At 75.0% G+C, this 24,780-nt stretch carries 24 protein-coding genes and 1 pseudogene; 11 read left to right on the forward strand and 14 right to left on the reverse strand.

The genetic code is table 11. From position 1 onward, the window contains the following. The first annotated feature begins 281 nt into the window (after positions 1 to 281). A complete protein-coding gene (locus AB0H53_RS27320) occupies positions 282 to 899 on the forward strand; it encodes a TOPRIM nucleotidyl transferase/hydrolase domain-containing protein (protein ID WP_362118738.1) in 618 nt (205 codons plus the stop codon). A 106-nt stretch (positions 900 to 1,005) separates the two neighbouring features. On the opposite strand, the gene AB0H53_RS27325 is transcribed toward AB0H53_RS27320, so the two are convergent. Then, complete coding sequence (locus AB0H53_RS27325) at positions 1,006 to 1,251, reverse strand: hypothetical protein (protein WP_362118741.1); 246 nt, start codon at positions 1,249 to 1,251, stop codon at positions 1,006 to 1,008. Between the two features lie 91 nt (positions 1,252 to 1,342). On the opposite strand from AB0H53_RS27325, the gene AB0H53_RS27330 reads away from it, so the two are divergent. Further along, positions 1,343 to 1,933 (forward strand): hypothetical protein, encoded by a 591-nt coding sequence (locus tag AB0H53_RS27330; RefSeq protein WP_362118744.1) that lies wholly within the window; start codon positions 1,343 to 1,345, stop codon positions 1,931 to 1,933. Positions 1,934 to 2,219: 286 nt separating this feature from the next. Here AB0H53_RS27330 and AB0H53_RS27335 read toward each other — a convergent pair whose 3' ends face one another. Both AB0H53_RS27335 and AB0H53_RS27340 read right to left on the reverse strand, forming a co-directional pair. After that, the gene (locus AB0H53_RS27335) at positions 2,220 to 2,432 is read right to left on the reverse strand and encodes a hypothetical protein (RefSeq protein ID WP_362118747.1); all 213 of its coding nucleotides are present in this window, start codon (positions 2,430 to 2,432) and stop codon (positions 2,220 to 2,222) included. A gap of 142 nt (positions 2,433 to 2,574) precedes the next feature. Then, a complete protein-coding gene (locus AB0H53_RS27340) occupies positions 2,575 to 2,730 on the reverse strand; it encodes a hypothetical protein (RefSeq protein WP_362118750.1) in 156 nt (51 codons plus the stop codon). Between the two features lie 311 nt (positions 2,731 to 3,041). Between AB0H53_RS27340 and AB0H53_RS27345 the strand changes: the two genes are divergently transcribed. Both AB0H53_RS27345 and cyaB read left to right on the forward strand, forming a co-directional pair. Next, positions 3,042 to 3,887 (forward strand): helix-turn-helix transcriptional regulator, encoded by an 846-nt coding sequence (locus tag AB0H53_RS27345; RefSeq protein WP_362118753.1) that lies wholly within the window; start codon positions 3,042 to 3,044, stop codon positions 3,885 to 3,887. Positions 3,888 to 3,903: 16 nt separating this feature from the next. Further along, positions 3,904 to 4,461 carry a class IV adenylate cyclase gene (gene cyaB, locus AB0H53_RS27350; protein WP_362118841.1) on the forward strand — a complete coding sequence of 186 codons (558 nt, stop codon included), beginning with the start codon at positions 3,904 to 3,906 and terminating at the stop codon, positions 4,459 to 4,461. A gap of 297 nt (positions 4,462 to 4,758) precedes the next feature. Here cyaB and AB0H53_RS27355 read toward each other — a convergent pair whose 3' ends face one another. Further along, positions 4,759 to 5,790, reverse strand: a complete 1,032-nt coding sequence (locus tag AB0H53_RS27355; protein WP_362118756.1) for a CSLREA domain-containing protein — start codon at positions 5,788 to 5,790, stop codon at positions 4,759 to 4,761. A gap of 292 nt (positions 5,791 to 6,082) precedes the next feature. Here AB0H53_RS27355 and AB0H53_RS27360 point away from each other — a divergent pair, with 292 nt between their 5' ends. Then, on the forward strand, positions 6,083 to 7,327 hold the full coding sequence (locus tag AB0H53_RS27360; protein ID WP_362118759.1) for a pyridoxal-phosphate dependent enzyme: 1,245 nt from the start codon (positions 6,083 to 6,085) through the stop codon (positions 7,325 to 7,327). Between the two features lie 222 nt (positions 7,328 to 7,549). Then, positions 7,550 to 8,239, forward strand: coding sequence for a hypothetical protein (locus tag AB0H53_RS27365; RefSeq protein WP_362118762.1), 690 nt, complete (start codon positions 7,550 to 7,552; stop codon positions 8,237 to 8,239). A 165-nt stretch (positions 8,240 to 8,404) separates the two neighbouring features. On the opposite strand, the gene AB0H53_RS27370 is transcribed toward AB0H53_RS27365, so the two are convergent. Continuing rightward, positions 8,405 to 10,102 (reverse strand): sigma-70 family RNA polymerase sigma factor, encoded by a 1,698-nt coding sequence (locus AB0H53_RS27370; RefSeq protein WP_362118765.1) that lies wholly within the window; start codon positions 10,100 to 10,102, stop codon positions 8,405 to 8,407. A gap of 456 nt (positions 10,103 to 10,558) precedes the next feature. Here AB0H53_RS27370 and AB0H53_RS27375 point away from each other — a divergent pair, with 456 nt between their 5' ends. Further along, positions 10,559 to 10,813 (forward strand): DUF2277 domain-containing protein, encoded by a 255-nt coding sequence (locus AB0H53_RS27375; RefSeq protein ID WP_362118767.1) that lies wholly within the window; start codon positions 10,559 to 10,561, stop codon positions 10,811 to 10,813. Here AB0H53_RS27375 and AB0H53_RS27380 read toward each other — a convergent pair. The 6 genes and pseudogenes from AB0H53_RS27380 to AB0H53_RS27405 form a co-directional block, all read right to left on the reverse strand. Further along, positions 10,791 to 11,360, reverse strand: a pseudogene (locus AB0H53_RS27380) (hypothetical protein); the annotation flags it as partial. The gene AB0H53_RS27375 and the pseudogene AB0H53_RS27380 sit on opposite strands and share 23 nt — an antisense overlap. Positions 11,361 to 11,488: 128 nt before the next feature. Continuing rightward, positions 11,489 to 11,926: a DoxX family protein gene (locus tag AB0H53_RS27385; RefSeq protein ID WP_362118770.1), complete on the reverse strand. Its 438-nt coding sequence runs from the start codon at positions 11,924 to 11,926 to the stop codon at positions 11,489 to 11,491. A 52-nt stretch (positions 11,927 to 11,978) separates the two neighbouring features. Further along, positions 11,979 to 13,877 carry an FAD/NAD(P)-binding protein gene (locus AB0H53_RS27390; RefSeq protein ID WP_362118773.1) on the reverse strand — a complete coding sequence of 633 codons (1,899 nt, stop codon included), beginning with the start codon at positions 13,875 to 13,877 and terminating at the stop codon, positions 11,979 to 11,981. 120 nt (positions 13,878 to 13,997) lie between these two features. Then, complete coding sequence (locus tag AB0H53_RS27395) at positions 13,998 to 15,677, reverse strand: alkaline phosphatase D family protein (RefSeq protein ID WP_362118776.1); 1,680 nt, start codon at positions 15,675 to 15,677, stop codon at positions 13,998 to 14,000. An 80-nt stretch (positions 15,678 to 15,757) separates the two neighbouring features. Beyond that, positions 15,758 to 16,402 (reverse strand): HNH endonuclease family protein, encoded by a 645-nt coding sequence (locus AB0H53_RS27400; protein ID WP_362118779.1) that lies wholly within the window; start codon positions 16,400 to 16,402, stop codon positions 15,758 to 15,760. 424 nt (positions 16,403 to 16,826) lie between these two features. After that, a complete protein-coding gene (locus AB0H53_RS27405; RefSeq protein ID WP_362118782.1) occupies positions 16,827 to 17,342 on the reverse strand; it encodes a hypothetical protein in 516 nt (171 codons plus the stop codon). Between the two features lie 435 nt (positions 17,343 to 17,777). Between AB0H53_RS27405 and AB0H53_RS27410 the strand changes: the two genes are divergently transcribed. After that, positions 17,778 to 18,362, forward strand: coding sequence for a TMEM165/GDT1 family protein (locus AB0H53_RS27410; RefSeq protein ID WP_362118785.1), 585 nt, complete (start codon positions 17,778 to 17,780; stop codon positions 18,360 to 18,362). Between the two features lie 3 nt (positions 18,363 to 18,365). On the opposite strand, the gene AB0H53_RS27415 is transcribed toward AB0H53_RS27410, so the two are convergent. Continuing rightward, positions 18,366 to 19,040 carry an HAD family hydrolase gene (locus AB0H53_RS27415; protein ID WP_362118787.1) on the reverse strand — a complete coding sequence of 225 codons (675 nt, stop codon included), beginning with the start codon at positions 19,038 to 19,040 and terminating at the stop codon, positions 18,366 to 18,368. Between the two features lie 210 nt (positions 19,041 to 19,250). Further along, on the reverse strand, positions 19,251 to 19,586 hold the full coding sequence (locus tag AB0H53_RS27420; protein WP_362118790.1) for a peptidoglycan-binding domain-containing protein: 336 nt from the start codon (positions 19,584 to 19,586) through the stop codon (positions 19,251 to 19,253). 940 nt (positions 19,587 to 20,526) lie between these two features. Between AB0H53_RS27420 and AB0H53_RS27425 the strand changes: the two genes are divergently transcribed. Beyond that, a complete protein-coding gene (locus AB0H53_RS27425; RefSeq protein WP_362118793.1) occupies positions 20,527 to 22,575 on the forward strand; it encodes an MFS transporter in 2,049 nt (682 codons plus the stop codon). 63 nt (positions 22,576 to 22,638) lie between these two features. On the opposite strand, the gene AB0H53_RS27430 is transcribed toward AB0H53_RS27425, so the two are convergent. After that, entirely contained in the window at positions 22,639 to 23,142 is a 504-nt protein-coding gene (locus AB0H53_RS27430; protein ID WP_362118796.1) for a GNAT family N-acetyltransferase, read from the reverse strand. Positions 23,143 to 23,243: 101 nt separating this feature from the next. Between AB0H53_RS27430 and AB0H53_RS27435 the strand changes: the two genes are divergently transcribed. Together AB0H53_RS27435 and AB0H53_RS27440 are read left to right on the forward strand one after the other, a co-directional pair. Next, positions 23,244 to 23,897, forward strand: coding sequence for a hypothetical protein (locus tag AB0H53_RS27435; protein WP_362118799.1), 654 nt, complete (start codon positions 23,244 to 23,246; stop codon positions 23,895 to 23,897). Next, positions 23,897 to 24,760: a hypothetical protein gene (locus tag AB0H53_RS27440; protein ID WP_362118802.1), complete on the forward strand. Its 864-nt coding sequence runs from the start codon at positions 23,897 to 23,899 to the stop codon at positions 24,758 to 24,760. Before AB0H53_RS27435 ends, AB0H53_RS27440 begins: the two co-directional genes overlap by 1 nt. Positions 24,761 to 24,780 lie beyond the last annotated feature (20 nt).

Below are 24,780 nucleotides of genomic sequence, written 5' to 3' on the forward strand. Positions count from 1 at the left end.
CCCCAGTACGGGTTTGGGGGTGCCCCCACCGGGGGGGGGGGGGGCCCGGGCCGGGCGGGGCGCGGCGGGGGCCCGGGGCGCCGGGCCCCGGCCCCCCCCCCGGCCCGCACCAGCAGTGCGGAGCGGTCGGGCTCAATCCATGAGCGGGACCACCTGGGGCCGCATCCCCGCCGGAGGGTGCCCGCCGGGTCACCCGGGCGGGCTGGAACACCGCCGTGGGGCGACGGCCGGGGGGCGGAAATTCCCTACCGTGGTGGCCGAACAGGGCGGAGACTCCTCCCATGGCTGACATGGAGGCGTTCCGGGAGGCGGTCACCGCGTGGGCGGCCGGCGGCCCCGGCGGCCCCGCGCGCGAGCTGGCCGCGCGGCTGTCCGTCCGGACGGTCGTCCTGCTCGAAGGGGCGAGCGACTTCGCGGCGGTCGACGCGCTGGCCGCGAGCCACGGCCGGGACTTGGAGGCCGAAGGAGTCTGCGTGCTGTCGATGGGCGGTGCGATGAGTGTGGGGCGCTTCGCCCAGCTCCTCGGGCCACCCGGCCTGGGCCTCCGCCTCACGGGACTGTGCGACGAGGCTGAGCTTCGCCACTATGCCCGAGGCTTGGAGCGGGCCGGGGCGGCACAGCAAGGGTTCTTCGTCTGTGCGGCGGATCTCGAGGACGAGCTCATCCGCGCGCTGGGCGTGGCCCGGGTGGCGGAACTCGTCCGAGCGGAGGGCGACCTGCGCCCGTGGCAGACCTTTCTGCGCCAGCCCGCTCAGCGGGACCGCACCGCACAGCAGCAGTTGCGGCGCTTCCTGGGTACGAAGAAGGGGCGCAAGATCCACTACGGCCGGGTCCTCGCCCAGGCCCTCGACCCCCACCGCGTACCCGCTCCCCTCGGTGGTCTCCTCGCCAGCCTCTGATCGCTGGACGGCATCGGACGCGGGAAATTTCCGTGCGGGGCGGGGAGTCGCGGCGGACACACTGTGCGCCCGGCCCGGGCACGTGGTGGAAGTCCCGCCGGGGCGGTCAGGGAGCGGGGGCCGGTACGTAGTCCGGGTCGTCCTCAGCCGTCGGCAGCGGCCTGCTGCCCTCGGTCCAGGAGTTCACCCAGCCGCACAGGCCGCAGGCGTACAGGCCGCGCAGCCCCGACACTTGGGCACCGCACCCCGGGCAGTCGGTCTCCGTGATCTCCGGCATGCCCCACGAGTACGCGGTGAGCGCGGGCGTCGGCGGGGTGTCCGGCGGCCAGTCAGCCGGGCGGCGCGTGGTCATGCCGGGAGGCTACCCCCGAGGGCCCGGCCCGACTCAAAGCGTCGAGGCACCCGCCCGCCCGCCCACGGGCGCGCCGGGACATAGTGTGCTGATGGAGACAGCGCATCGTCCATCGACCCGTCCGGCCCGGCGCGTGGTGATCGCCACCGGTTGTGTGCTGCTCGCCGCGACAGCGGCCTGGAGCGATCTGCTGCTGGTCGTCCTGGGGCACGTGGTGCCCGGATGGGCGGTGGGCGGTGCGCTGCTCGTCACCGCGCCGGTGATCATGCGGGTAGGCACCGCACCGCGTCGCCCGGTGGCCGACGGGGTGGTGAAGGAGCGACGCGCCGTGCCCCGCTGGGTGCTCGGCCTGGCGGCCGTCGTGGCCGGCCTGGGCAGTGTGCTCGGTGCGGTGGGCGACCTGGGCGCGGACTACCGCGTACTGGAGCCCAGGGGCCCGGGGGGCTGCCGGGCGGTCGTGCGGGAGGCGTCGTTCCTGCTCGCGGGCAGCGGTGAGGTGTACGTGGCGGGGACCACCGGCGTGGGCCGCCAGGTGGGCTCCTGGACGGCCGACGACGGTTATCGCCCTGTCGCCTCCGGGACGTACGAGTTGCGCTGGGGGGCCACCGACGGCGTCCTGACGGTCAACGGCAGCAAGGGCGATCCGGTGTGGCCCGGTCTGCACGAGCTCGACTGCGGCTGAGACGCGGCCGGCACAGGCGCGGTGAGCGAGGGGCGTTCCCTGGCCGGCGCCGCCCGGCCGCCGCTCCGCGCCCGCCGCGCCATGGTGGTTCCGGACCGGCCCGGGCGGGCGGCCCGTTGTGGGGGCCGTCTCCGCCGGGAGCCGGACGGGAGGGGTCAGGGCGATCGGGCGGCCCGCCGCCGTGTTCCCCCTCGGACCCGGTCACCTCCTGACGCCGGACGGGCGGTGATCACCGGGGGTGGTGCGGGTGTCGGTCCGGGCCCGGACGGGCCCGCCGGGCAGGGCCTCAGGCGCCGGCGGCGCGCAGCCGGTCGGTGCGGGTCCGCTGGAGCCAGGCGAGGACGGCCAGGTCGTCGTGAGGTCCGGTGTGGCACCGGTCGCAGGGGGCGTCCGGCGTCCGGTCGCCGTGCGGCGGCGGCGGGGCGCCGCAGACCGGACACGGCCGGGCCTCGGCCCGCGCCGTCACCGGGCCGCCCCCCGGTGGCACCGGCAGGCGCACGGCAGCACCAGCACCGGCGCCTCCCAAGCGGCCTGGTGGGGCACCCGTACCTCGGTCGGGCCGCCACACAGCTCGCACGCCTCCAACCGGCACTCCGGCGTGCGGTACGGCCGGCCCGTACCGGTCCGCCGCGTCCGCTCGTTCACCGGGCCACCACCCGATGGCAGCGGGGGCAGCCGCACTTCGGGTACGGGGCGGAAGGGGGCGGTGTGCTGGTGTCGGGGTTCACCTTGCGGGTGGGGCGGATCTCCTGACGGGTGCCGTCCGGGTGGACCCGGTACACCTTGATGGTCATCATGAGTGGCTGCCCCTCTGGGAGGGGCTGGGCGGCGTGGCTGTGACCGCCGTCATCGGGTTGAGCCAGTGCTGTTCGCGGCAGGGAGCGCAGGCGTGCGGGGGGCCGGACGACCGTCGGATCAGCTGCTCCTGCACCTGCACGGCGGTGCCCGACGGACCCTCGTGCCAATGGCACCAACCGAACTCGCTGTGCGCGGTCATTTCGCTCATGCCCAAACCATGGGACAACGCTGCGTGTCGGCTCGATATCCAGGCGGTAATCTCACTGCGGGATGAGTTCCCATCCCGCTTGCGGATAGCGGAGGACCGCTCATGACCACACCACTCGCACTCATTGAACTGCCCGGTTGGGCGTGGGAGCGTGCCGAGGTGCGGCAAGCTCTGCGTGCCAGGGACATGAGCGCGGTGTTCCGTTACGTCCAGCAGTACGGCGGTGCCAGCCAGGCCCGCATCGCCGCCGCAGTCGGCATGACACAGTCCCGCGTCAACGAGATCATCAACGGACGCCGTGAGGTGTCCCGTTTGGATGTGTACGAGCGGATCGCCGACGGATTGGACATGCCGGACGACGCCCGGCATCTGATCGGCCTGGCCGCCAGCCGGGAGAAGCGGTCCGGTGGTGCCGCGTTCGACCTCGCCACCTTCCCTGAAGTGGTCCGTGTGTACAGCGCCCAGGCCTCTGCCCGGGAGGAGATCCAACAGCACGCTCGCGCGGCCAGGGAACTCGACATCCTCGCGGTACGCGGACTCGGTCTCATCGGGTTGAACGACTCGATGCTCCGCGCCCACCTTGGCCGCGCAGGTGATCACCTGCGCATGCGGGTACTGCTGCTCGACCCGGAGTCGCCGGCTCTGGCTCAACGGGCGGCTGAGATCGGCGAGTCGACGGAATCCCTGGCCAGTGGTGTCCGGCTGGCTGAAGCGCGTCTCAGAGAGCTGTCAGGCGTGTGCCACATCGAGGTGTACCGGTACGGCGTGCTGCCGACGTGGCGCGTCATCCGCACGGACTCGACCATGTTCGTCGGCGCCTTCGACGCGGGGTGGGAAGGGCACGAGTCGGCTGCGTACAAGGTGATGGAGACGCCGCATGGCCCCCTTTTCCGGGGTTTCAGACGCATGGTCGACGCCATCGTCAGTGGTGCCAGGCGTACGGTCTGAGGAGAGGGTGCAGCGAATGATCGAGGCGGAGCTGAAAGCCCGGGTGGAGGCACCGGCCGAGGTGCGGCGACGGTTGGACGCACGCGGGGACGGCCGGGCGGAGGTCTACCGGGACACCTACTACGACACCCCCGGCGGGGTCCTGGCGGCCAATGACCAGGAGCTGCGCGTGCGGACCGTTCATGGACGGGACCAGACCCGTACCGTACTGACCTTCAAAGGTGCCGTGATCGATGCCGACTCCGGGTCCAAACCGGAGCACGAGACCCAGGTGAAGGACGTTGAGGCGACACACGCCCTCCTGCGCGGACTGGGGTACGTGCCGCTGATCGCCTTCGAGAAGCGCTGCCGCAATTACGAGTTCGAGGCGCACGGCCGGCGCATGCTCGCCACTCTGGTGCGAGTGCCGGAGATCGACGGGACTTTCCTGGAGCTGGAGACCCTGGTTGACGAATCGGAAGTGGACGCGGCACTGGACGACGTGCGGTCCGTCCTCGCGGAGTTGGGGATTCGGACCGAGGACCTGACCCGCGAGCAGTACACGGAAGCTGTGGCGGCCAGGCGCGCCGCCTGACCGGACACAACGGAAACACCCTGACCCTGACACCGGCCCGGCCTGGACGACGGGGCGACACGGGTACGGGTCGTCGCGATCCGCCTCGCCGACGCTTGGCTGGAAGCGGGACCAGGCCGGACTGGTGCCGGCCGCCTCCGGTGGGCGACGCGCCGACGTCGGACGGGGCGAAGGTGCCCCCGCCCTCCCGGAGGGCGGGGGCACCTTCGCGTCGCGGGGGTGTACGGACCGCGTCCGCGCCGTGCCGCTCCGGCCGCGCGCCGGGCCCCCACGGGCGGCGCGGAGCGGCGGGGTCCGTCAGCGGGTCACGCCGCAGCTGTCGTCGGAGACGGTGTTGCCGCCCAGGTCGACGAACCGGGCCAGCACCGCGCGGCAGTTGTTCGGGCCCGCCAGGCGGGTGTTGTCGGTGACGGTGGTGTTCTTCAGCCGCACGCTGCCGGGGCCGACCGGTACCGGCGGGGCGGGGGTGTAGGCGAGGGTGATGTTGATGCCGCCCCCGCCCTTCTCGGCGTAGTTGTCGGTCACCTTCGAGTCCACGAGGGTGACGTCCCTGATCCCGCGTACGTCGATGCCACCGCCGTACCCCGCCAGCTCGCCGGGGCGGGTGGGGTCGTAGGGGTCGACGACCCGGTTGCGGGTGATCGTGGACCGCTCGACCAGGCCGGCCGAGTCGAACCGGATGCCGCCGGCCTCGCCCGCCTCGTTGTGGTCCACGAGGCTGTCGCGCAGGGTGAAGGAGCTGAACGGGATGTTCTGGACGGCGCCGCCGATCCTGCCGGTGTTCCTGGTGAGGTGGACGCGTTCCATCGTCAGGTCGGAGGAGTTCAGCGCGGCCCCGCCGCCGTAGTAGTTGTAGAGCGAGGCCGTGGGTTCGGAGCGGCCGCGGGTGATGGTGAGGTCCGAGATCGTCGCCGGCCGCATCACGGTGAAGACGCGGTCGATACCGTGCCCGTCGATGACCGTCCTGTCCGCCCCGGCGCCGGTGATGGTGGTGGGGGCGAAGATCTTCAGGTTTCCGTGTGCCGTGTCGGCCAGTGTGTAGTCGGTGAAGGGGCGGCCGAGCAGCGGCGGGATGCTGAGGTCGTAGTGGCCGGCCGGAACGACGATGGTCGACCCCGGGCGGGAGTTGGCCTCCATGACGGCCGCGCGGAGTGTGCATCCGCCCTTGGTCGACCGGCACTGGCCGTCGCCACGGACGGCGTCGGGCGCGTCGGTCGTGCTGTCGACCACTATCCGACCCGCCGTCGCCGCGTGTGCCACACCCGTGCCGGGGGCCGCTGCGACGGCTCCGAGCACCGCGACCGCCGCCGCCAACGCCCGACTAGCCATGGTTGCTGTCTTCTTGACCCTGATCATGCCCGGAACCTAGCTCCGGATGCGACCCGACGGATAGGACGAACATCACGTAAACGATCATTGGCGAAATACCGCCAGTAACCGACCTATGGGGCGAAGCGGTGGCCTGTCCCTGGCCGGTCACCGCCACCCCGCCGGACCCCCGACCGCCGGTGTCCTCGCTGGACATGGGCGTGCGACCGGGTGGCGGGGCGCCTTGGCCGGGGTGGCCGAGACGGCACCCTTGCCCCGCTTTCCCCGGTCGGCCGGTTCTAGACTCGCCGCCATGATCACCGCTCCTTCCGTGCCGGACGCCCCCGGTGCGTCCCTGGCCCGCGCCCAGCGTTCGATGGGAGACCCCCACCTGCGTTATCCGCTGTGGCCGCCGCTGCCGCGTGGCTGCCCCCGTACCGAAACCCCGGACGTGGTCTATCCGGTGGAGGTGGACTACGCGTACGAGGAGGTTCCGCCGGAGCTGTTCGCCGCCACGGGGTCCACGGGCGGCGGGCTGGAGCGGTGGGCACCGCTGCTGCCGCCGCTTGACGCCCCGGGGCTGGGGGAGGGCGGCACACCACTGCTCGACTTCGGCGGCGGCGTCTGGATCAAGGACGAGTCGCGCAACCCCACCTGGAGCCACAAGGACCGGCTCAACCGGGTCGCGGTGAGCGCCGCCGTGCGGGTGGGGGCCGAGGGCGTCGCGGTCGCGTCGTCGGGCAACCACGGCGCCTCCGCCGCCGCGTTCGCCGCCCGGGCCGGCCTGCGGTGCGTGGTCCTCGCGTCGGCCGGCGCGCCTCCCGCGGTGGCGTCCTTCCTGCGGGCCTACGGCGCGGTGGTCCTGCCGGTGCCGCAGGAGTCCCGCTGGCCGCTGCTGGCGGCCATCACCGAACGCCTGGGCTACCACCCGGTCAGCAACCTGACCCGTACCCACACGGGACACGCCTTCGGACCGGAGGGCTACAAGACCGTCGCGTACGAGATCCACGCCCAACTCGGCGTGCCGGACGCCGTCTTCGTGCCCACGGGTTACGGCGAGCTGCTGTTCGGCGTCTGGAAGGGATTCCGCGAACTGCGGGACCTGGGGGTGACCGACCGCCTCCCCCGCGTCTTCGCGTGCGAACCGGCGGTCGGCGGGCCGCTGGCGGCGGCGGTGCGGTCGGGTGCGCCGGCGGCGGTGGTGCGTCCCGGGGCGACCGACGCCTACGCCATCGATTGCTCGGTGGGCGGACACCGGGGAGTCCGGGCGGTCCTCGACAGCGGCGGCGCGGCGCTGCTGGTGACGGACGGGGAACTGGCCGCCGCGCAGGCCGAGCTGGGCCGGCAGGGGGTGTGGGCGGAGCTGTCGGCCGCCGCCGGGCTGGCTGGGCTGCGGCAGCGGCTGGCCGTCGAGGGCGGTTTCGAAGGACCGGTGGTGTGCCTGTCGACCTCCAGCGGCTTCAAGGGACTCGGGGTGGGCGACGAGCCGCTGCGGATGGTCGACCCGACGTGGGAGGCGGTCTCCAAGGAGCTGAGGGAGGCCGGGATCGGCCGGTGAGCTTCCCGGGGCGCGGTACCCCTCGGGCGCCGGGCTCGTCGGCGCCGGGGCGGTCCGGCCGGGCGGACCGGCGGGCGCGCTCGGGCGCCGGGCTCGTCGGCGCCGGGGCGGTCCGGCCGGGCGGACCGGCGGGCGCGCCCGCCGGTCCGGTGAGGGCGGGCCGGTCGTCCGAACGCCCCGGTGGACCGCCCGGAACCGGCCCCGGCGGACGATAATCCAGACATGTCCGTACCGCTGACCGACCCCCACCGGCGCCTGGTCGCCGACGTGCTCGCCGCCGGGGAGAGCCGTGCGCTCGCCCTCGCGGGAACATGGGCCCTGCGGGCGCACGGGCTGGTCGGGCGCGGTGGCCGGGAGGCCGAGGTGGAGGTCGCCACCGAGAGCCCGGAGCCGATGGACGACATCGCCGCCACCGTGCGTGCCGGGCTGGAGGAGCGCGGCTGGCGGGTGCTGGGGCAGGAGACCGGGGCGCTGTCCGCCGGTCTGATCGTCGGCGCCCCCGGGACCGGTGACGTGTGCGAGGTCGGGATCCTCAAGGAAGTGCTCTGGCGCCCGCCCTCGCACACCGATTACGGCCCGGTGCTCGCGCTGGAGGACGTGGTGGGCACCCGGGTCCGCGCCCTGGCCGAGCGCGGCCTGGCCGCCGATCTGGCGGACGTCCACGCGGCCGCCGACCGCTGGAGCCGCGCCGAGCTGGAGGAGCTCGGCCGCCGCCACGCCCCCGACGCCTTCGACCTCACCGACCTCCAGGCCCGGCTGGCCGGCTCCGAGTGGGTCGACGACCGTGAGTTCGCCGCCCGTGGCCTCGACGGCGAGGCGGTCGGCGAGCTGCGCCGCTGGGCCCAGGAGTGGGCCGACGACATCGCCGAGCGCCTGCTGGAAGGCGCCGTGGACGTGGACGGCGAACTCTGACGTACCCGGGGAGGTGGACCGGGCGCACCCCCGGGGTGGTGGACCGGGCGCACCCGGATGCCGGGCGCACCGCCCGGGACGGCGTAGCGGAGGAGCCGGGCGCACCGCGCGACCGGGCCCGCTGCGGGCCGGCGGGGAGCCGGCGGCCCGCCGTGCGCCGCCGGCTCAGGCGGACGTGCCGAAGACCTGGGTCCACCACGGGCCGCCGGGGGCCTCGTGGACGCCGACGCCGATCTCCTTGAACGAGCAGTTGAGGATGTTGGCGCGGTGGCCGGGGCTGTCCATCCAGGTCCGCATCACCGCGGAGGGGGACTGCTGGCCCCTGGCTATGTTCTCGCCGTACGTGCTCCACCGGTAGCCGGTGGCGGTGACCCGCTCACCGGGGCCCACACCGTCGGGGTCGGTGTGGTCGAAGAAGTCACGGGCGTCCATGTCCTCGGAGTGCCGCCGTGCCGCCGTGTCGAGCAGGCCGTTCTGGCGTACCGGTCCGCAACCGTTCCTGGCACGCTCGGAGTTGACCAGGTCGGTGACCTGCTGGGCCAGGGAGGAGGACGCCGGCGGGGCGGGCCGCTCGGCGGTGGGCCGGGGCCGGGGCGGCGCGGGGCGCTCGGTGGTCCGGCTCGGCGTGGGGCGGGGCGCCGGGGCCTTGGTGGTCGGCGAGGCGGAGGCGGAGGCCGATACCGAGGGCGACGCGGAGGCGGAGGCCGAGGGTGAGGGCGAGGCACTGGGTGCGGCGGAGGCCGAGGGCGACGCCGTGCCCGGGGCGGCCGGGGCCAGGGGCGGCGCCGAGGCCGCCAGCGAGCGCACCGTCTCCGCCTCGTCGTCCTCCGGCGACAGGGTCATCAGTCCGGTCACCCCGCCACCGCCCACCAGCAGCGCGGCGGCCACGGCCAGCCCGGCCCGGCGCCGCCGGGTCCGGCGGCCCTGCCGCTCCCGCAGGCGGCCACCACGGGACGGGGCGGGAAGGGGAACGGAGAGGGGAGCGGTGACCGGACCGGCAACGGAAGCCGGTGCGGTCCCGGGAGCGGTGGCCGGCGCGGAGCCGGCGTCCGGTATCTCCCCGCCGTACGCCACCGGGGCCACCCGACGGCCCTGGAGCAGCGCGGCGCCCACCGGCAGCAGGGCCAGGCCCACCAGCAGTCCCTCGGCCGGCACCAGCCCGGAGCCGTGCCCGGAGCAGACCGTGCAGCCGTGGGCGTGCCGCGCCAGCCGTTTGCGCCACAGCGCGGACGGCACGCCGTCCCAGGGAGCCAGTACGTCCTCCAGCAGCACGCAGCGCGGCACCGCCGCCAGCGCGCGCACCACGACCCGGGCCGTCTCCAGTTGCGCCTTCATCCGCTGCACCCGCACCGCGGTGTGCTGCGGCGACAGCGCCATCGCGGCGGCCACCTCGGGCCGGGTCAGTTCGCCGGCCGCCTCCAGCCACCACAGCGACAGCAGCGCCCGGTCGTCGTCGTCCAGCCAGCGGGTGGCCTCGGCGACCTCCCGGCGCTGCCCCGACAGGCCGAGCCGCACGATGGTCAGGTCCACGAAGTCCGCGCCCGGGTCGGCCACGTCATGGGCGTCCTGCAGCGCGCCGTCGACGGGCGCCGCGTGGTGGGCCTGCCAGTGGCCGCGTATCTGGTTCATGGTGATGGCCACCAGCCACGAGCGGAAGTTGCCCGTCTCCCGCAGCGAACCCAGGCCGCGCAGGGCGCGGATCATGGTCTCCTGCACCACGTCGTCCACATCCGCGTGCCCGTTGAGGGCCCGCCCCACGATGTTGTAGACGAGGGGGAGGTACGCGGCGACCAGTTCGTCCTGGGCCCGCTGGTCCCCGTCCTGCGCCGCCTTGATCACCGCGGCTTCGCGTTCGCTGCTCACGCTCCGACCACTCTCTTTCCTCGGTTCGGTCCGACACGGGGGAGACCCGGCGCGGTGGGGGCCGATAACGGAAAACTCCGCCCCGCCCGCCGGAGGGGGTGATCCGGTCCCGCTCCCACGCGCGCGGAGCGCGCCCCCGGGCGGGGCGCGGCGCGCCTTCCCGTCCGGGCCGGGGCGGTGACGCCGAAGCCGGCCGGCCGGCGCGGGGCCCGGCCGAGCGGTACGAGGGGCGGTCGGCACGGCACGTCCGCGTGCCGGGCGCGGGGCGCCCACGAGCGGGGTGGGCGCTGCCGGCGGGTGGCGATGGCCGGGGCCTCCCGGCGCGACCCGCGCCGGGGGACTGGCCGCGCCGTGTCTTGGAGCGGCTCGCGCGAGCGTCTTGGAGCGGCTCGCGCGAGCGCCGCCGGAGACGAGCCGGAGGGGGCGGCCGGGCGCCGCAGCGGCCACACTGGAGGTATGTGCCGCAGCATCAAGACCCTCCGTCCGCCCGCTCTCCCCGACGAGGCCACCGAGGAGGACATGCGCGCCGCTGCCCTGCAGTACGTGCGCAAGGTCTCCGGCTTCCGGGCGCCCGCCGCGCACAATCGGGAGGTGTTCGAGCGGGCCGTCGACGAGGTCGCCGAAGCGACCCGGAGGCTGCTCGACGGGATCGAGGTACGCGGTGGTGCCGGGGCGGCGCCGGCCGGGCGGCGGGCGCCGGACGCCGTATGACGCCGCCGGCCAGGGCGCCGGCCAGGAAGAGCGCCAGGACCGAGACGGCCGGGGCGAACCAGGTCGCGCCCAGCCAGCGGGCGCCCAGCCAGCCGAGGCCCACCCCGTAGGCCGCCCAGAGTCCGCCCGCCAGGGCGGACCAGGGCAGGAAGTCCCTGGCGGCCCGGCGGGCGGCGCCCGCGCCCAGACAGACCACGGAGCGGCCGGCCGGGGCGAACCGGGCGAGCACCACCAGGGCGCCGCCGCCACCGGCGAGAGCAGTGCCGAAACGTTTCCGCGCGGTGGTCAGCCGGCGCGAGCGCGCGGTCAGCAGCTCCAGCCGCGCGCTGCCGCGCCGGGCGAGGCGGTAGGCGGCCAGGTCGCCCAGCACGGACGCGGTGGCCGCGCACAGGGCCAGCGCCAGGAGCGCGGGGCCCGCAGCGGTGGGCGAGGCCGCCGCGGCGGTGGCCGCGGTGATCAGCAGGATGCCGCTGGGCAGCACCGGCAGGAAGACGTCCAGCAGGACCGACGCGGCCACCAGGGCGTAGACCCATGGGCTTTCGAGCACCTTGACTCCCCGGCGTACGACGGCACATGACGGCACACGACAGTGCCGCGGTGTCGCGGGGGAGCGGCAGGGGCGGCATGACAGCCAGCCAGCGTACGCCCGGCGGACGGGCCGCCCGCGTCCGGGTGTTACGCGGTGACGGTCTGCCGGCGGGGAGCGCGGGAGGCCAGCAGGCCGTCCAGGGCGAACGCGCCCGGGCCGGTGAAGACCAGCAACAGGAACGCCCAGCAGAACAGCACCGACGGCTCACCGCCGTTCTGCAGCGGGAACAGCGCCTGCGACTGGTGGGCGCTGAAGTACGCGTACGCCATCGAGCCGGAGGCGATGAACGCGGCACCGCGCGTGCCCAGGCCCAGCAGCACCAGGGCACCGCCGACGAGCTGGATCACGGCCGCGTACCAGCCGGGCCAGGCGCCGGTGGGGACGGTGCCGCCGCCGACCGCGCCACCCAGCACGCCGAAGAGCGAGGCGGCGCCGTGGCACAGGAACAACAGGCCGACGACCATCCGGAACAGGCCGAGTGCGTAGGGCCTGCCCTGATCGAGGCGGGTCGAGAGAGTGGGCATGGGGGTCTCCTTCGGCTGGGACGGAACCGATGAGCCCCTAGGTTAGGGACGCCTAATCGATACTTGCAAGTTCAACATTCGGTCGCCGTGGCACCGGCACGGCCGCCAGCAGTGCCGCGCGGGCCACCGCGTCGGCGTCGGAGAGGGTCACCGAGTCCACCCCCGGCCGCGCTCCGGCGGCGGTGACCCAGTGCACGCCCTCGGTCGGCACACCCAGCGCGAACCGCCGTGCGTGAGCCCGGCCCTGACGGTCCACCAGCCGGTAGGGGCTGGGGGTGACGTCCAGCCCGCCGGTGTCGTAGCCGTCGACGGTGTGCGTGCGGCACTGCCCGGTGCGCCACAGGTGGGAGAGCAGCGTGTCGCCGGTGCGCCGGACGTCCGGCTCCGGCAGCCGGGCCTCGACGAGTGTGGTCGCGCTCACCCGCGAGCCCGGCACGTCGGGCGATTCGGCGACGAACCGGCCGTTCTCCGCCCGCACTTCGAGCCGGGGGCCGATCACCTCCAGTACGCCCGCCTCGATCAGCGCGGCCATCTCCTGGACGCGGCGCCGGGGCGGGCCGATGGACAGGAAGGCGTTCAGCGGCGTGTACCAGCGGTCCAGGTGGTCGCGGCGGGAGTCGCCCGTCAGGCCGGCGTGGTCCACGATCAGCCGCAGTTCGTTGCGGATGTCCCGCAGCACGTCCAGGGCGGCCTTCAGCGGACCCGCGACATTGCCGAGCGCCGCCTCCGCCGCGTCCCGGCGCAGCCGCTCCAGCAGCCAGGCGCGGTGCCCGGCCGGGGAGCGGAACCCGCCGCCCTCGTACGGGCGGGCGATCCGGTCCCAGGACCAGCGGTCGGCGGCGGGGACGCCGAAGGCGTCGAGGGTCTCCTCGGGGGCGGTCAGGAAGCGGGAGCGGAAACCGGCGGCGCCGGGCAGCAGCGCCTCGTAGTAGACCGTCTCCACCTCCTTGGCCACCAGCGGCCATATCTCCGCCAGGAAGTCCGGCGGGTCGCCCCCGTCGGCGCGCTTGCGGAACGCCTCGATCACGTCGGGCGTCAGCAGCAGCGGCCGGTGGCGGCCCGACACGCCCTTGGCGTTGTCACCGCGCGCCTGGTACGGGACGCCCCTGCGCGACCCGGCGTACAGCCGGGGCTCCCGGCCGGACGGGCGGTACACCAGCGAACCGCCCTCGGACACGAAGCGGCCGCCGCGGCCCGCCGTGAGCAGCGCCATGTGGTCGAAGAAGTTGAGCCCCAGACCGCGCAGCACGACCGCCTCGCCCGGCGCGATGGCCGCGAGCTCGGCCGACAGGTCCGCCGGGTTGGCGGGCGGCAGGTGACGCAGCCCGTGGCGGGCCGCGTAGGCGCCCAGCCGGGCCACCTGGCCGTCCGGCACCGCGGGCAGATGACCCTGGGCCAGGACGACCGCGCCCAGCCCCGCCAGTACCGTGCCGTCCTCCAGCGTCAGCACCTGAAGGCCGTCCTCGCCGTCCGCCAGGCGCACCGCGCGCGCCCGGTGGACCCGCACGTCCACCCCGGGCGGCGCGCCGGCCACCGTGCGGGCGAACGCCCACTCCAGGTACCGGCCGTACAGCGCGCGGGTGGGGTAGTCGTCGGGGCCGAGCGGACAGGACCGGGCGGCGGCCCACTCGTACAGGCTCGGCCCCGGCAGTATCGGGCCCTCGCAGGTCACGCTCTCGTCGGTGAAGACGGTGACCTGGCACGCGACCGTGTTCATCAGCAGCTCGGCCGGCTGGTCGGTGCGCCAGACCCGGCCGGGGCCGGGCGGGGCCGGGTCGACGACATGGACGGTCAGCGGGGCCCCCGGGGCCAGTTCCGGCACGGAGGCGCAGAGCCTCTCGAGCACGGAGGAGCCGCGCGGACCTGCGCCGACCAGGGCTATGGCATGGGGAACTGCGGACAAGACTCGGACTCCCGGGGCAGGGGGTGCGGCAGGCGAAAGGCTCATCATGCCGGTGCCGCGCCCCGGGTCGAACCCCTGGGCGGAAGTTCACCCTCCGCTATGGGTGGGATCATCACAGGTCTGTACGGGACGTTCACCGGACTTTCACACGCCGGGCGCCCCGGGACGTCAGCGCAGGTTCTCCTCGTGCACGGTGCGCAGCTCGGCCTCCCGCTCCCTCGCCCCGGCGCCCCGCTCCCGGCTACCCGCCCGCGCCTGTTCCAGCCGCAGCCGCGCCGAACGGCCGCGCAGGGTCAGCGTCATCAGCTGGTTGCCGAACCACGGACCGCCGGTCTTCCTCCAGTCCACCACCGGCCGCCCGGTCCGCCCGTGCCAGGCCAGGGCGTGCCCCAGCCGCCGCCCGGCCGCGCCCCAGCCGAACCGGAAGCCCCAGCGCATCGAGCGCGGGACCCCGTTGTGCACCGGCGAACAGGTCAGCTGCACCACCCGGGCGTCGGGCCGCCCGGCGGCGGGCCACCGGGGCTCGGCGACGTACGCGTGGTGCACGTCACCCGAGAGCACGCACACCGTGGCCGGGGCGTCCGGCCCGCTGCCGGCCTCCGCCAGCAGCCGGGTCAGCCGCTCGAACGACTCGGGGAACGCCGCCCAGTGCTCCAGGTCGGCCTTGCGGCGCACCGCTTCGCCCACCCGTGCCCAGCGCTCCCCCCGCTCGCCCCGGCACAGCGCGGCGTTCCAGGTCTCCGCGTCGTGCATCAGCGGCGGCATCAGCCAGGGCAGGGAGGTGCCGATCAGCAGGTGGTCGCAGCCCTCCCGGCCGGACAGCGCCTGCTCGCGCAGCCAGCGGTCCTCGCCCTCGTCGTGCATGAGCCGCTTGCCCTCGTCCAGCACCCGGGCCGCCCGGGTGTCCAGCATCAGCAGCCGGGTCCGCCCGAAGTCCCGCCGGTAGCTCCAGCGCACCGAGGCCGGGTCGGCGTCCGCGCCGGCGGCGAACCGGCGCAGCGCCTCGGTGCCGTCCTCGGCGTCGCGCACGGCGGCGTACAGGGGATCGGCGGCGAGCTCGGCGGGGGAGAGGTTGCCGAGGTGCTGATAGACCCAGTACGACATCAGCGCGCTCAGGATCCGCTCCCGCCACCAGGGCTTCTCACGCATGTCGGCCACCCAGGAGGCGCTGGTGTTCCAGTCGTCCACCACGTCGTGGTCGTCGAAGATCATGCAACTGGGGACGGTGGAGAGCAGCCAGCGCACATCCGGGTCGTACCAGGACTCGTAGTAGAGGTGGGTGTACTCCTCGTAGTCGGCGACCTGTGAACCGGGCGGCTCGCGCAGGTCCCGCCGCGTGGCCAGCCAGCGGCGGGTCTCCTGGGAGGTCTCGTCCGCGTAGACCTGGTCACCGAGCAGCACCAGGACGTCGGGGCGTGTCGCGCCGGGGTCGGCGGCCAGGCGGCCGGCGAGCGTGTCCAGCGCGTCCGGACCCACCGGGTCCTGCCCGCCGGCGGGCGGCGCGGCCCAGCGGCAGGACCCGAACGAGACCCGGACCTCGGCGGCCCCGGGGGCGGGTGTGCTGATGGTGCTCGCCGGGAAGCGGGAGTCCGGCGGCGGCCACACCGGGTGGCCGTCGAGCAGGACCTCGTACGCGGTCGTCGTCCCGGGGGACAGGCCCGTGACGGGGATGAGCGCGTAGTGGTGACCGGCGACCTGGAAGGTCCCGGTCCGGCCGCCGCCGGCCCCCTCGGCGCAGCGCACCTCGGCGGTGCAGGGCCGGTCGGTCTCGACCCAGACCGTGGCGCAGTCACCCGCGTCCCAGTCGACATAGCGCAGCACGGGCCCCAGGCGCAGTCCGGCAGTCATGTGTGACCTCCTCCGTCGCCCCGTGTACCCCGTATATCTGTACGGTACGGAACGACGGGGAAGATCGTCGCGTCCCGGGGTCAGCAGCCGTTCAGCACGGACTGCAGGGCGCCCTTCTCCGCCGAGTCCACGCTCAGCTTCCAGTGGTGCTTGACCTGCACCCACATCCGGGCGTACGTGCAGCGGTAGGCGCTGCGCGGCGGCAGCCACTCGGCGGGGTCGAGGTCGCTCTTGGCCTGGTTGACGTCATCGGTGACCGCGATGAGCTGCGGACGGGACAGGTCGTTGGCGAAGGACTGCCGCTGCGCGGTGGTCCAGGTGCTGGCGCCCGAGCGCCACGCCTCGGCGAGGGCCACCACGTGGTCGATGTCCAGGTCGGAGGCGGCGGTCCAGGTGGCGCCGTCGTACTCCGAGTACCAGCTCCCGCTGACCGCCGCGCAGGAGGAGTCCTGCTGCACACCGCTGCCGTCGCGCTGGAGGACCACTTCACGGGTGTTGCAGGCGTCGTACTGGGTGCTCCAGTGCGGGAACTTGTCCCGGCTGTAGCCCGTGGAGGAACCTTCCGTCCGCACCGTCAGCGAGGCGAGGTAGGTACGAGCGGTGGCGGCGCTGACCGGGGTGGGCGGGGCGGCCTGCGCGGCCGGGGCGGTGGCCAGCACGCCGGTGGCGGTGAGGGCGGCGGAGGCGGTGAGCACGGCTATGCGACGCGCGTAGACACCGGACATGGTGAACTCCCTTGAGGTGTGGGGGTGTTGGCCGCTTCGCCCGCGCGGGCGGCTCGGCCATGGTGGCGGCGCCAGGTTGCCCCGGGGGATGCGCCGGGTTACAGAGTGACGACATGCGCACGTCACATCAAGGGTTGTTCCCTTTTTCTGACGTCCCGGCACCTGCCTTGCCCCGCTTTGCCGTTGACGTATGCCGCTGACCGTCAATGCCGCCTTCGGGCCGTTCCGGCCGCCCCGACTCGCCCGCCCTCGCCCGGTGCTGCTCCTGGGCGGCGCCACGTCTGTCGGCGGTGGTCTGCCTGTTCGCGCCGGGGCGTGCCGGGCGTGCCGGGCGTGCCGGTGGCGGTGCGCGCCGGTGCGGCGGTGGCGGCGTCGCGCGGGAACCGGCGTCAGGGGGCGGCGCGCACCGCGGGTACGGCGGCGCTCACAGTCGCGCGGTGTGCAGCCGGGTGCCGTCGGCGGCCAGCACCAGGACGTGCCAGGCCCTCCCGTCCCGGCCGTGGTCGCCGTCCCACCACACGGCGAAGACCGCCGCCAGCTCCCGGGCCCGGCCGCGCGCGCCCGCCGGGTGGTCGGTGGCCAACTCGATGTCGTAGTCCGTGTCGGTCAGCCGCACGGTCACCAGCGCGCCGGTGTGCCCGGCGGGCCCCGCGGCGCCGTTGGCGCGCGCCCAGGCGACGAAGCCGCGCAGCAGCGCGGGGTTCCCGGTGCGGCGGGTCACCGTGGCGGCCGGCGGGCGCTCCGGCCGGCCGGCGACCCCGTCCAGGCAGCCCCGCACCCAGGCGCCCCGGTCCGGCCGGGCCGCCTGCGCGTCCAGGGCCCGCCGGGCGCAGCCGCCCCACACCGCCTCCCGCACGGCCGCGCCCTTGCCGCCGGAGACGCGGACGGCGCCGCCCGCGCGGTGCCCGGCCAGGTAGGCGGCGGTGTACGGGGCCCGCACCGCGCCGCCCGGGGCGGGGCGCGCCCCGGGCGGCGCGGGAGAGGCGGGGCGCGCCGGTGCCGGAGCGGCGGCGGGCGGCGGGGCGCCGGTGCCGCAGCCCGCCAGGCGTGGCCGGACCCCGCGCACCGGAAGAGGGGCGGCGGCACCGGCGGGTTGCCCGGGTCCGCGATCCGCCGGGGACCCCCGGGCGGGCGGCCGACCGATCCCGTACCCTGGACGGAGCAGAAGGGGAGTAGCTCTTCGCCGGACCGTCGACATACTGCTGGGCCTCGTGCCCGGCCGGCGCCCGGAGGCGGGAGCCGCGCACCGCGCGGTACCCGCCAGCGAGACCTTCGGCAACAGCAGTGTCCATGCACCCATGGCCCTGCCGTGCCGAAGTGACCCCTGGGACGTCTCTCGGTACGGCGGAGTCCGACCGATTGAGGAATCCACCCCGTGCTCAGCCTCACGATCATGGCGATCACCTTCGGCGTCGTCTTCCTCGCCGAACTTCCCGACAAGACCGCGCTCGCCGGGCTCATGCTGGGCACCCGCTACCGCGCGTCCTACGTCTTCGCGGGCGTCGCCGCCGCCTTCGCCGTCCATGTCGCCCTCGCCGTCGCCGCGGGCAGCGTTCTGACCCTGCTGCCGCACCGGCTGGTACAGGCGCTGGTCGGCGTGCTCTTCCTGGCGGGCGCGGCGGTGCTGCTGCTGAAGAAGGGCGACGACGAGGACGAGAAGATCAAGGCCCCGGCCGACCAGTCCTTCTGGAAGGTCTCCGGGGCGGGCTTCATGCTGATCCTGGTGGCCGAGTTCGGCGACCTGACGCAGATCATGACCGCCAACCTGGCCGCCCGCTACGACAACCCGCTCTCCGTCGGCATCGGCGCGGTGCTGGCCCTGTGGGCGGTCGCCGGGCTGGGCATCCTGGGCGGGCGCACCCTGATGAAGTACGTACCGCTGCGGCTGATCACCAAGGTGGCCGCCTGCCTGATGCTGGCGCTGGCGGGCTTCAGCCTCTACGAGGCGCTGGCGCCGTAGCCGTCAGGCGGTGATGTGGAGGCGGAGCACGCCGTCGGCGCCCGCCTCCACGCGCACCTGGGTCAGGTCGCGCACGTGCGCGTCGGGGGCGAGGGCCGCCGCGCGCGGGCCGATGCCGACCACCCGCATCCCGGCGGCGCGCCCCGCCTCGATGCCCGCCTGGGAGTCCTCGAACACCACGCAGTCCGCCGGCGCGAAACCGAGCTCGGCCGCGCCCTTCAGGAAGCCCTCCGGGTCGGGCTTGCTCGCGCCCACCCGCTCGGCGGTCACCCGCACCTCGGGCATCCGCAGCCCGGCGGCGTCCATCCGCGCCCGGGCCAGCGGCTCGTCGGCGGAGGTGACCAGGGCGTGCGGCAGGCCCTCCAGGGCGGCCAGGAAGGTGTCCGCGCCGCGGATCGGGACCACCCCGTCCAGGTCGGCGGTCTCCTCGGCGAGCATCGCCCGGTTGTCCGCGTGGTTCTGCTCCATGGGGCGGTCGGGCAGCAGGACGGCCATGGTCGCGTAGCCCTGGCGGCCGTGCACGACCTTCAGCGCCTCCTCGGGGTCCAGCCCGTGCCGCAGGGCCCAGCGGCGCCAGCAGCGCTCCACCACGGCGTCCGAGTTGACGAGGGTGCCGTCCATGTCGAGCAGCAGCGCCCGGGCGGTCAGGACGGCGGGTGCGGAAGCGGTGGCCGGCATCGGCGATCTCCACGGGAGGGGGGATGGAGTACGCAGTGGCCCGCCCGCCGGTCAGGGTATACGGGCGGACCACTTTGTTCCTCCACGATACAAAACGCGGTGGCGCCGCGCCAGCCGCCCCCCCCCGGGTCGCTCCGTCCGCCCGGGTCGCCCCTCACCCGTGTCCGGTCGCACCGCCCGTCGGCCGGCCCGCCCGGAGTCCCCGTCGGCTCAGCCGCCGGCCGTCTCCCCCTCAAGCGCGGCACGCGTCTGCGGGCCGTACACGCCCCAGCCGTCCTCCTGGAGGTCCCGCGCCCGCTGGTAGCGGTACACCGCCTCCTCCACGGCCTTGTCGTACCGGCCGTGCGCCGGCCCGTCGTACAGCCCGGCCTGCCGCAGCCGGTGCTGGAGCTCCGTGACCTCCTGTCCGCGGTCACCACGGCTCAGCGTCTCCGGCGTCGCCGCCGCCGGCTCGGTGCTCGGGGGCCGCGGGGCGGACGGGCTGGGCGCGGGTCCGCCGGCCGGCCGGGAGGGAGCCGGGGCGGCGCCGCCCGAAGGCCGCGACACCGCCGGCGCACCGGACGCGGACACGGCCGGGGACGGATCGGGCGGGACGGAGGCGGACGCGGACGCCGAGGCGGAGGACGACGCCGGGGCGGAGGCGGTCGCGGACTCCGGGCCGGTGGACGAGGGTCCCGGCACGCCGGACGGCGAAACCCCCGCCGACGGCGTCCCCGGCGCCCCGCTGGCGCGCTGTGCGACTGGTCCGGCAGCAACCGGTCCGACTTCTCCCCGCGCCCGTCGAACAGGACCGTGGCGACCGCGACCGCGCCCGCCACGGCCACCACTCCGGCCACGGCCCCGAGCACCGGGGAGGGACGGCGGCGCGGCCGCGGGCGGCCCCGGGCCCGGCTCCGGTGGCCGGGCGCCCCGGGCTCCCACGAAGGCGTCACCTCGAACTCCGCCCCGTACGGGGCCTCCGGCGGCACCCCGGTGCCAGGCACCCCGTACCCGTACCCGGGCTCCGCCCCGTACCCGGTGCCCGCCTCCGCGAACACCGGCAGCGGCGCGGTGGCGTCCCCGTACCCCGGGCCCGGAACCGGAACCGGGCCCCGGCCCGGCCCCGCATCGCCCCACGCCGCCGAGTCTCCCGAGGCAGCCGAGCCGCCCGGTGTCACCGCGTCGCCCGGTGTCACCGCCTGGTCGGCCGGCACCGACGGCAGGTTGACGTAGGGACGTATGAGCTGGGGGTACTGAGGCGGGGGAGGAGAGCCCTCGGCGCAGCCGCAGCCCGCGCCCAGCGGCGTACCGCACTCAGCACAGACCTGTCCCGTCAATGTGGGTCCCCTCCCTCGAACTGCCTGCGATTATGCAGCCCCGCGCGGCTCCCGCCCACGCGCGGCGACCCCGCTCAGCAGGCCATAACGGGCCAGAACACCCAGGATGGAGGGAGGAAGCGGGGGTACGCGTGGCGCCCGGCGGACGTACGGACGTGAGGGAGGAGTCCATGGCGCAGGAAGTGAGCACCCCGGCCACCAGCCCGGTGCCGGGCGAGGGCCACAGCAGGCGCACCGTCATGGTCGCGATCGGGGCGCTGCTGCTCGGGATGCTGCTGGCGGCGCTCGACCAGACCATCGTGTCCACCGCCCTGCCCACCATCGTCAGCGAACTGGGCGGCATGGAGCACCTGTCCTGGGTCGTCACCGCGTACCTGCTCGCCTCCACCGCCGCCACCCCCCTGTGGGGCAAGCTGGGCGACCAGTACGGCCGCAAGAAGCTCTTCCAGGCCGCCATCGTCATCTTCCTCGTCGGCTCGGCGCTGTGCGGCATCGCGCAGGACATGCCCCAGCTCATCGCCTTCCGGGCCGTCCAGGGCCTCGGCGGCGGCGGGTTGATGGTGCTGTCCATGGCGATCGTCGGCGACCTGGTCGCACCGCGCGAACGCGGCAAGTACCAGGGGCTGTTCGGGGCCGTCTTCGGTGCCACCAGCGTGCTCGGGCCGCTGCTCGGCGGGGTGTTCACCCAGCACCTGTCCTGGCGCTGGGTGTTCTACATCAACCTGCCCGTCGGCATCGTCGCGCTCTTCGTGATCGCCGCCGCACTGCACATCCCGGCGCGCGGCACCCGGCACACCATCGACTACCTGGGCACCCTCCTCATCGCCTCGGTGGCCACCTGCCTGGTCCTGGTCGCCTCCCTCGGCGGCACCACCTGGGCGTGGAGCTCGGCGCGGATCATCGGCCTGGCCGTCCTGGGGGCCGTGCTGCTGGTGTGGTTCGTGCGGGTCGAGCGGCGTGCCGCCGAGCCGGTCCTGCCACTGAAGCTGTTCCGGGTGCGCACCTTCACCCTGGTCTCGGTGATCAGCTTCATCATCGGCTTCGCGATGTTCGGCGCGATGACCTACCTGCCGACCTTCCTCCAGGTCGTACAGGGCGTCACCCCCACCATGTCCGGGGTCCACATGCTGCCCATGGTGCTGGGCATGCTGCTCACCTCGACCGCCTCCGGGCAGATCGTCAGCCGCACCGGCCGCTGGAAGGTGTTCCCCATCGCGGGCACCGCCGTCACCGCCGTGGGACTGGTGCTGCTGCACCGGATGACCGAGACCAGCTCCACCTGGCAGATGAGCCTGTACTTCTTCGTCTTCGGCGCCGGCCTCGGCCTGGTCATGCAGGTCCTGGTGTTGGTGGTGCAGAACGCCGTCGGCTACGAGGACCTCGGCGTCGCCACCTCGGGCGCCACCTTCTTCCGCTCCATCGGCGCGTCGTTCGGCGTGGCCGTCTTCGGCACCGTCTTCACCAACCGGCTCACCGGCAAGCTCGCCGACGCCCTGGCGGGCCGGGAACTGCCGCCCGGCACCGGCGCCGACCGGCTCGCCGCCGATCCGCGCGCCATCGCCGCCCTGCCGGCCCCGCTGCGCCCCGCCGTCCTGCACGCGTACGCCACCTCCATCACGGACGTCTTCCTGTACGCGGCGCCGGTGGTCGTCCTCGCCTTCCTCGTCGCCTGGCTGCTGAAGGAGGACAAGCTGCGCGGATCGGTCACCGCTCCGGACCCCAGCCAGACGCTCGCCTCCAACCCGGTGGAGCGGTCCTCGTACGAGGAGTGCGCCCGCGCGCTGTCCGTGCTCGGCTCCCGCGAGGGCCGCAAGGCGGTGTACGAGAGGATCACCGCGCGCGCCGGCCTGGACCTGCTGCCCGCCGCGAGCTGGCTGCTGCTGCGCGTCAAACGGCACGGCACGGTGGAGCCGGCGCTGCTCGCCGACACCACCCCGGTACCGCTGAGGGCCATCACCGAGGCGGCCCGGCAGATCGAGGAGCGGGGGCTGGCCCGGCGTGAGGGGCTTCAGCTGATGCTCACCGACCGCGGCGTGGACGTGGCGGCGCGGCTGGCGCACGCCCGGGAGGAGTCCCTCGCCGAACTGCTCGGCGACTGGTGGTCGGCGGACCGGCCGACCGACCTGGTGCGGCTGGTGGAGGAGCTGACGGCCGAGCTGTCCGGTTCCGACCGCGAACGACCGCGTACGCCGGAACCCCGCCGCAACCACGCGCACTGACGAGCGGTCCTCGGGCCGGGTTGGGGAGGCCGGCCGCCCGACCGTCGTCCCACGGGCGTCGCGTCAGGATCCCGCCGGGACGGTTGCGAGTTCCTTGCCGTACCAGACCTCCATGTACGGGCCCTCGCAGTACGCCGGTATCTCCCGGTAGCCGCTGCGGGTGTAGAGGGCACGCGCCTCGACGAGGTCCAGGCGGGTGTTGAGCACCACACGGTGAGCGCCCAGTTCGCGGGCGGCCGACTCCAGGGCGGCGAGCAGCAGTCCGGAGCCCCCGGTGCCCCGGAAGGAGGGGCGGACGAAGACCCGGGTCAGCTCGGCGCGCCCGGCGTCCAGCAGCAGCACCCCGCCGCAGCCGGCCGGCGCGCCGGCCACCCGGCCGACCAGGAACTGCCCGCTGGGCGGGGTGAGTCGCTCGGCCCCGTCACCGGCGAGTCCGTCGTCGACCTCGGCCGGGGTGGCCGGCCGGCGCCAGTAGCGGCCGGCGACCTCGGCGTAGTAGTCCCGGCGCAGCGCCGTGGCGTCGGGGGAGTCATAGGGCTCCGGGCGCACCGCCCAGTTGTGCTGCATGATCCCTCTCTATCCGGTCGCGGCGTCGTTTGGCCAGTGGATTGCGGGCAACCCGCGTCACGAACAGCCTTAGGACACACCCGGATCGAGGGAAGGCAGTCATGTCCACTGTCCTGATCGTCGTCGCCCTGGTCGTCTTGTTCGTCGCAGTGGTCGGCGTGGTCCTGTACGCCAGGCCCGGGCAGGCGGGCGGTCGGCGGGGACGCGGGCTGAAGCGTCGGTTCGGCCCCGAGTACGAGCGAACGGTCGCCCACCACGGCGGCGACACCAAGGCCGCCGAACGGGAACTGGCCGAACGCGTCGAGCGCTACGGCTCCGTGCGACCCCGCCCCCTCTCGCCCGAGGTGCGCGAACAGTACGTGGCCCGCTGGGCCGGCCTCCAGGAGCAGTTCGTCGACGCCCCGCGCCAGGCGGTCGCCGAGGCGGACCGGCTGCTGGCCGCGCTGGCACAGGACCGGGGCTTCCCGGCGGCCACCGCGCACGAGGAGCAGGTCGCCGCGCTGTCCGTGCACCACGCCCACCACGTCGACGGCTACCGGCGCGTGCACCACACGGTCCAGGTCGACGCGGAGGGGACCGGAGCGGACGGCACGACCGGTGTCACCACCGAGGAACTGCGCGCCGCCATGGTCGACGCGCGGAACCTCTTCGAGGAACTGGTCGCCGAGCACGACGAGGACCGCGCCCGGCAGGCGCCCCGGCCGTCGGGCGGTGGGCGGACCCACTCGCTGAAGCCGAAGGGAAGTGGCGCCTGATGTCGAACGACCCCGCCGAGTTCCACCCGGAATCCGCCCCCGGCGGCCGGGCCTCCGGTCCGGGTGTCCGAGCCTCCGGCCACCGGGGCGACACCGGGGCCCGGGCCCCCGGCTCCGAGGGGCGGTCCTCCGGCGCCGTGCCCGGGCAGCAGCCGGTGGTGCTGCCGGTCCAGCCGGTCGGTCCGGACGCGCCCGCCCACCCGCCGGCGCCCGCCACCCCGTCCCCGGCTGCCGGACCGGCCGCCACGGCAGGGCCGGGCGGCCGTGCCGGAGGCGACGCCGGGCCGTACGACGACTCCGCCCGGCCGGGCAACCGCACAAGGCCCGGCCACCACGCCGAAGGTGCCGGCTCCCCCGGGCCGGACAGCCGGACCGGGCCGTCCGTACCCGCCGGGACGCACAGCGCCACGGGATCGGCCGCCCCCGCCGCGGATGGCGCCCGCACCGCGGGTGGCGTCCCCGCGACAGGCGCCGTCCTCGCGACGGGCGGCGCTCGGGGCGGAGTAGAGCCGGCCGGCCGGGACGGCGCCCCCGCGTCCACGCGGCAGGAGGCCGCCGGGCTGGGCGGCCTGGTGCCGGAGGGGGAGCGCGACGAGCTCACCGACCGGATGCACCACGCCCTCGCCGGGTTCGTGGACGATCCGCGCGCCGCGGTGGCCGAGGCGGCCGGCGTGATGGACGCGGCTGCCGACCGGCTCACGGCGGCCCTCGCCGAGCAGCGCCGCGCCCTGCGCACCGCCTGGGACGGCGAGCGGTCCGGCGGGGCCCAGGGCCCCGACACCTCCCACGTCCCGGACACCGAGCAGCTCCGCGTCACCCTGCGGACGTACCGCGAGATGACCGAGCGGCTGCTGCGCGCCTGAGCCCGGCGCTGGCCCTCGTC

The sequence above is a fragment of the Streptomyces sp. NPDC050856 genome (assembly GCF_040653855.1).
Classification (GTDB): domain Bacteria; phylum Actinomycetota; class Actinomycetes; order Streptomycetales; family Streptomycetaceae; genus Streptomyces.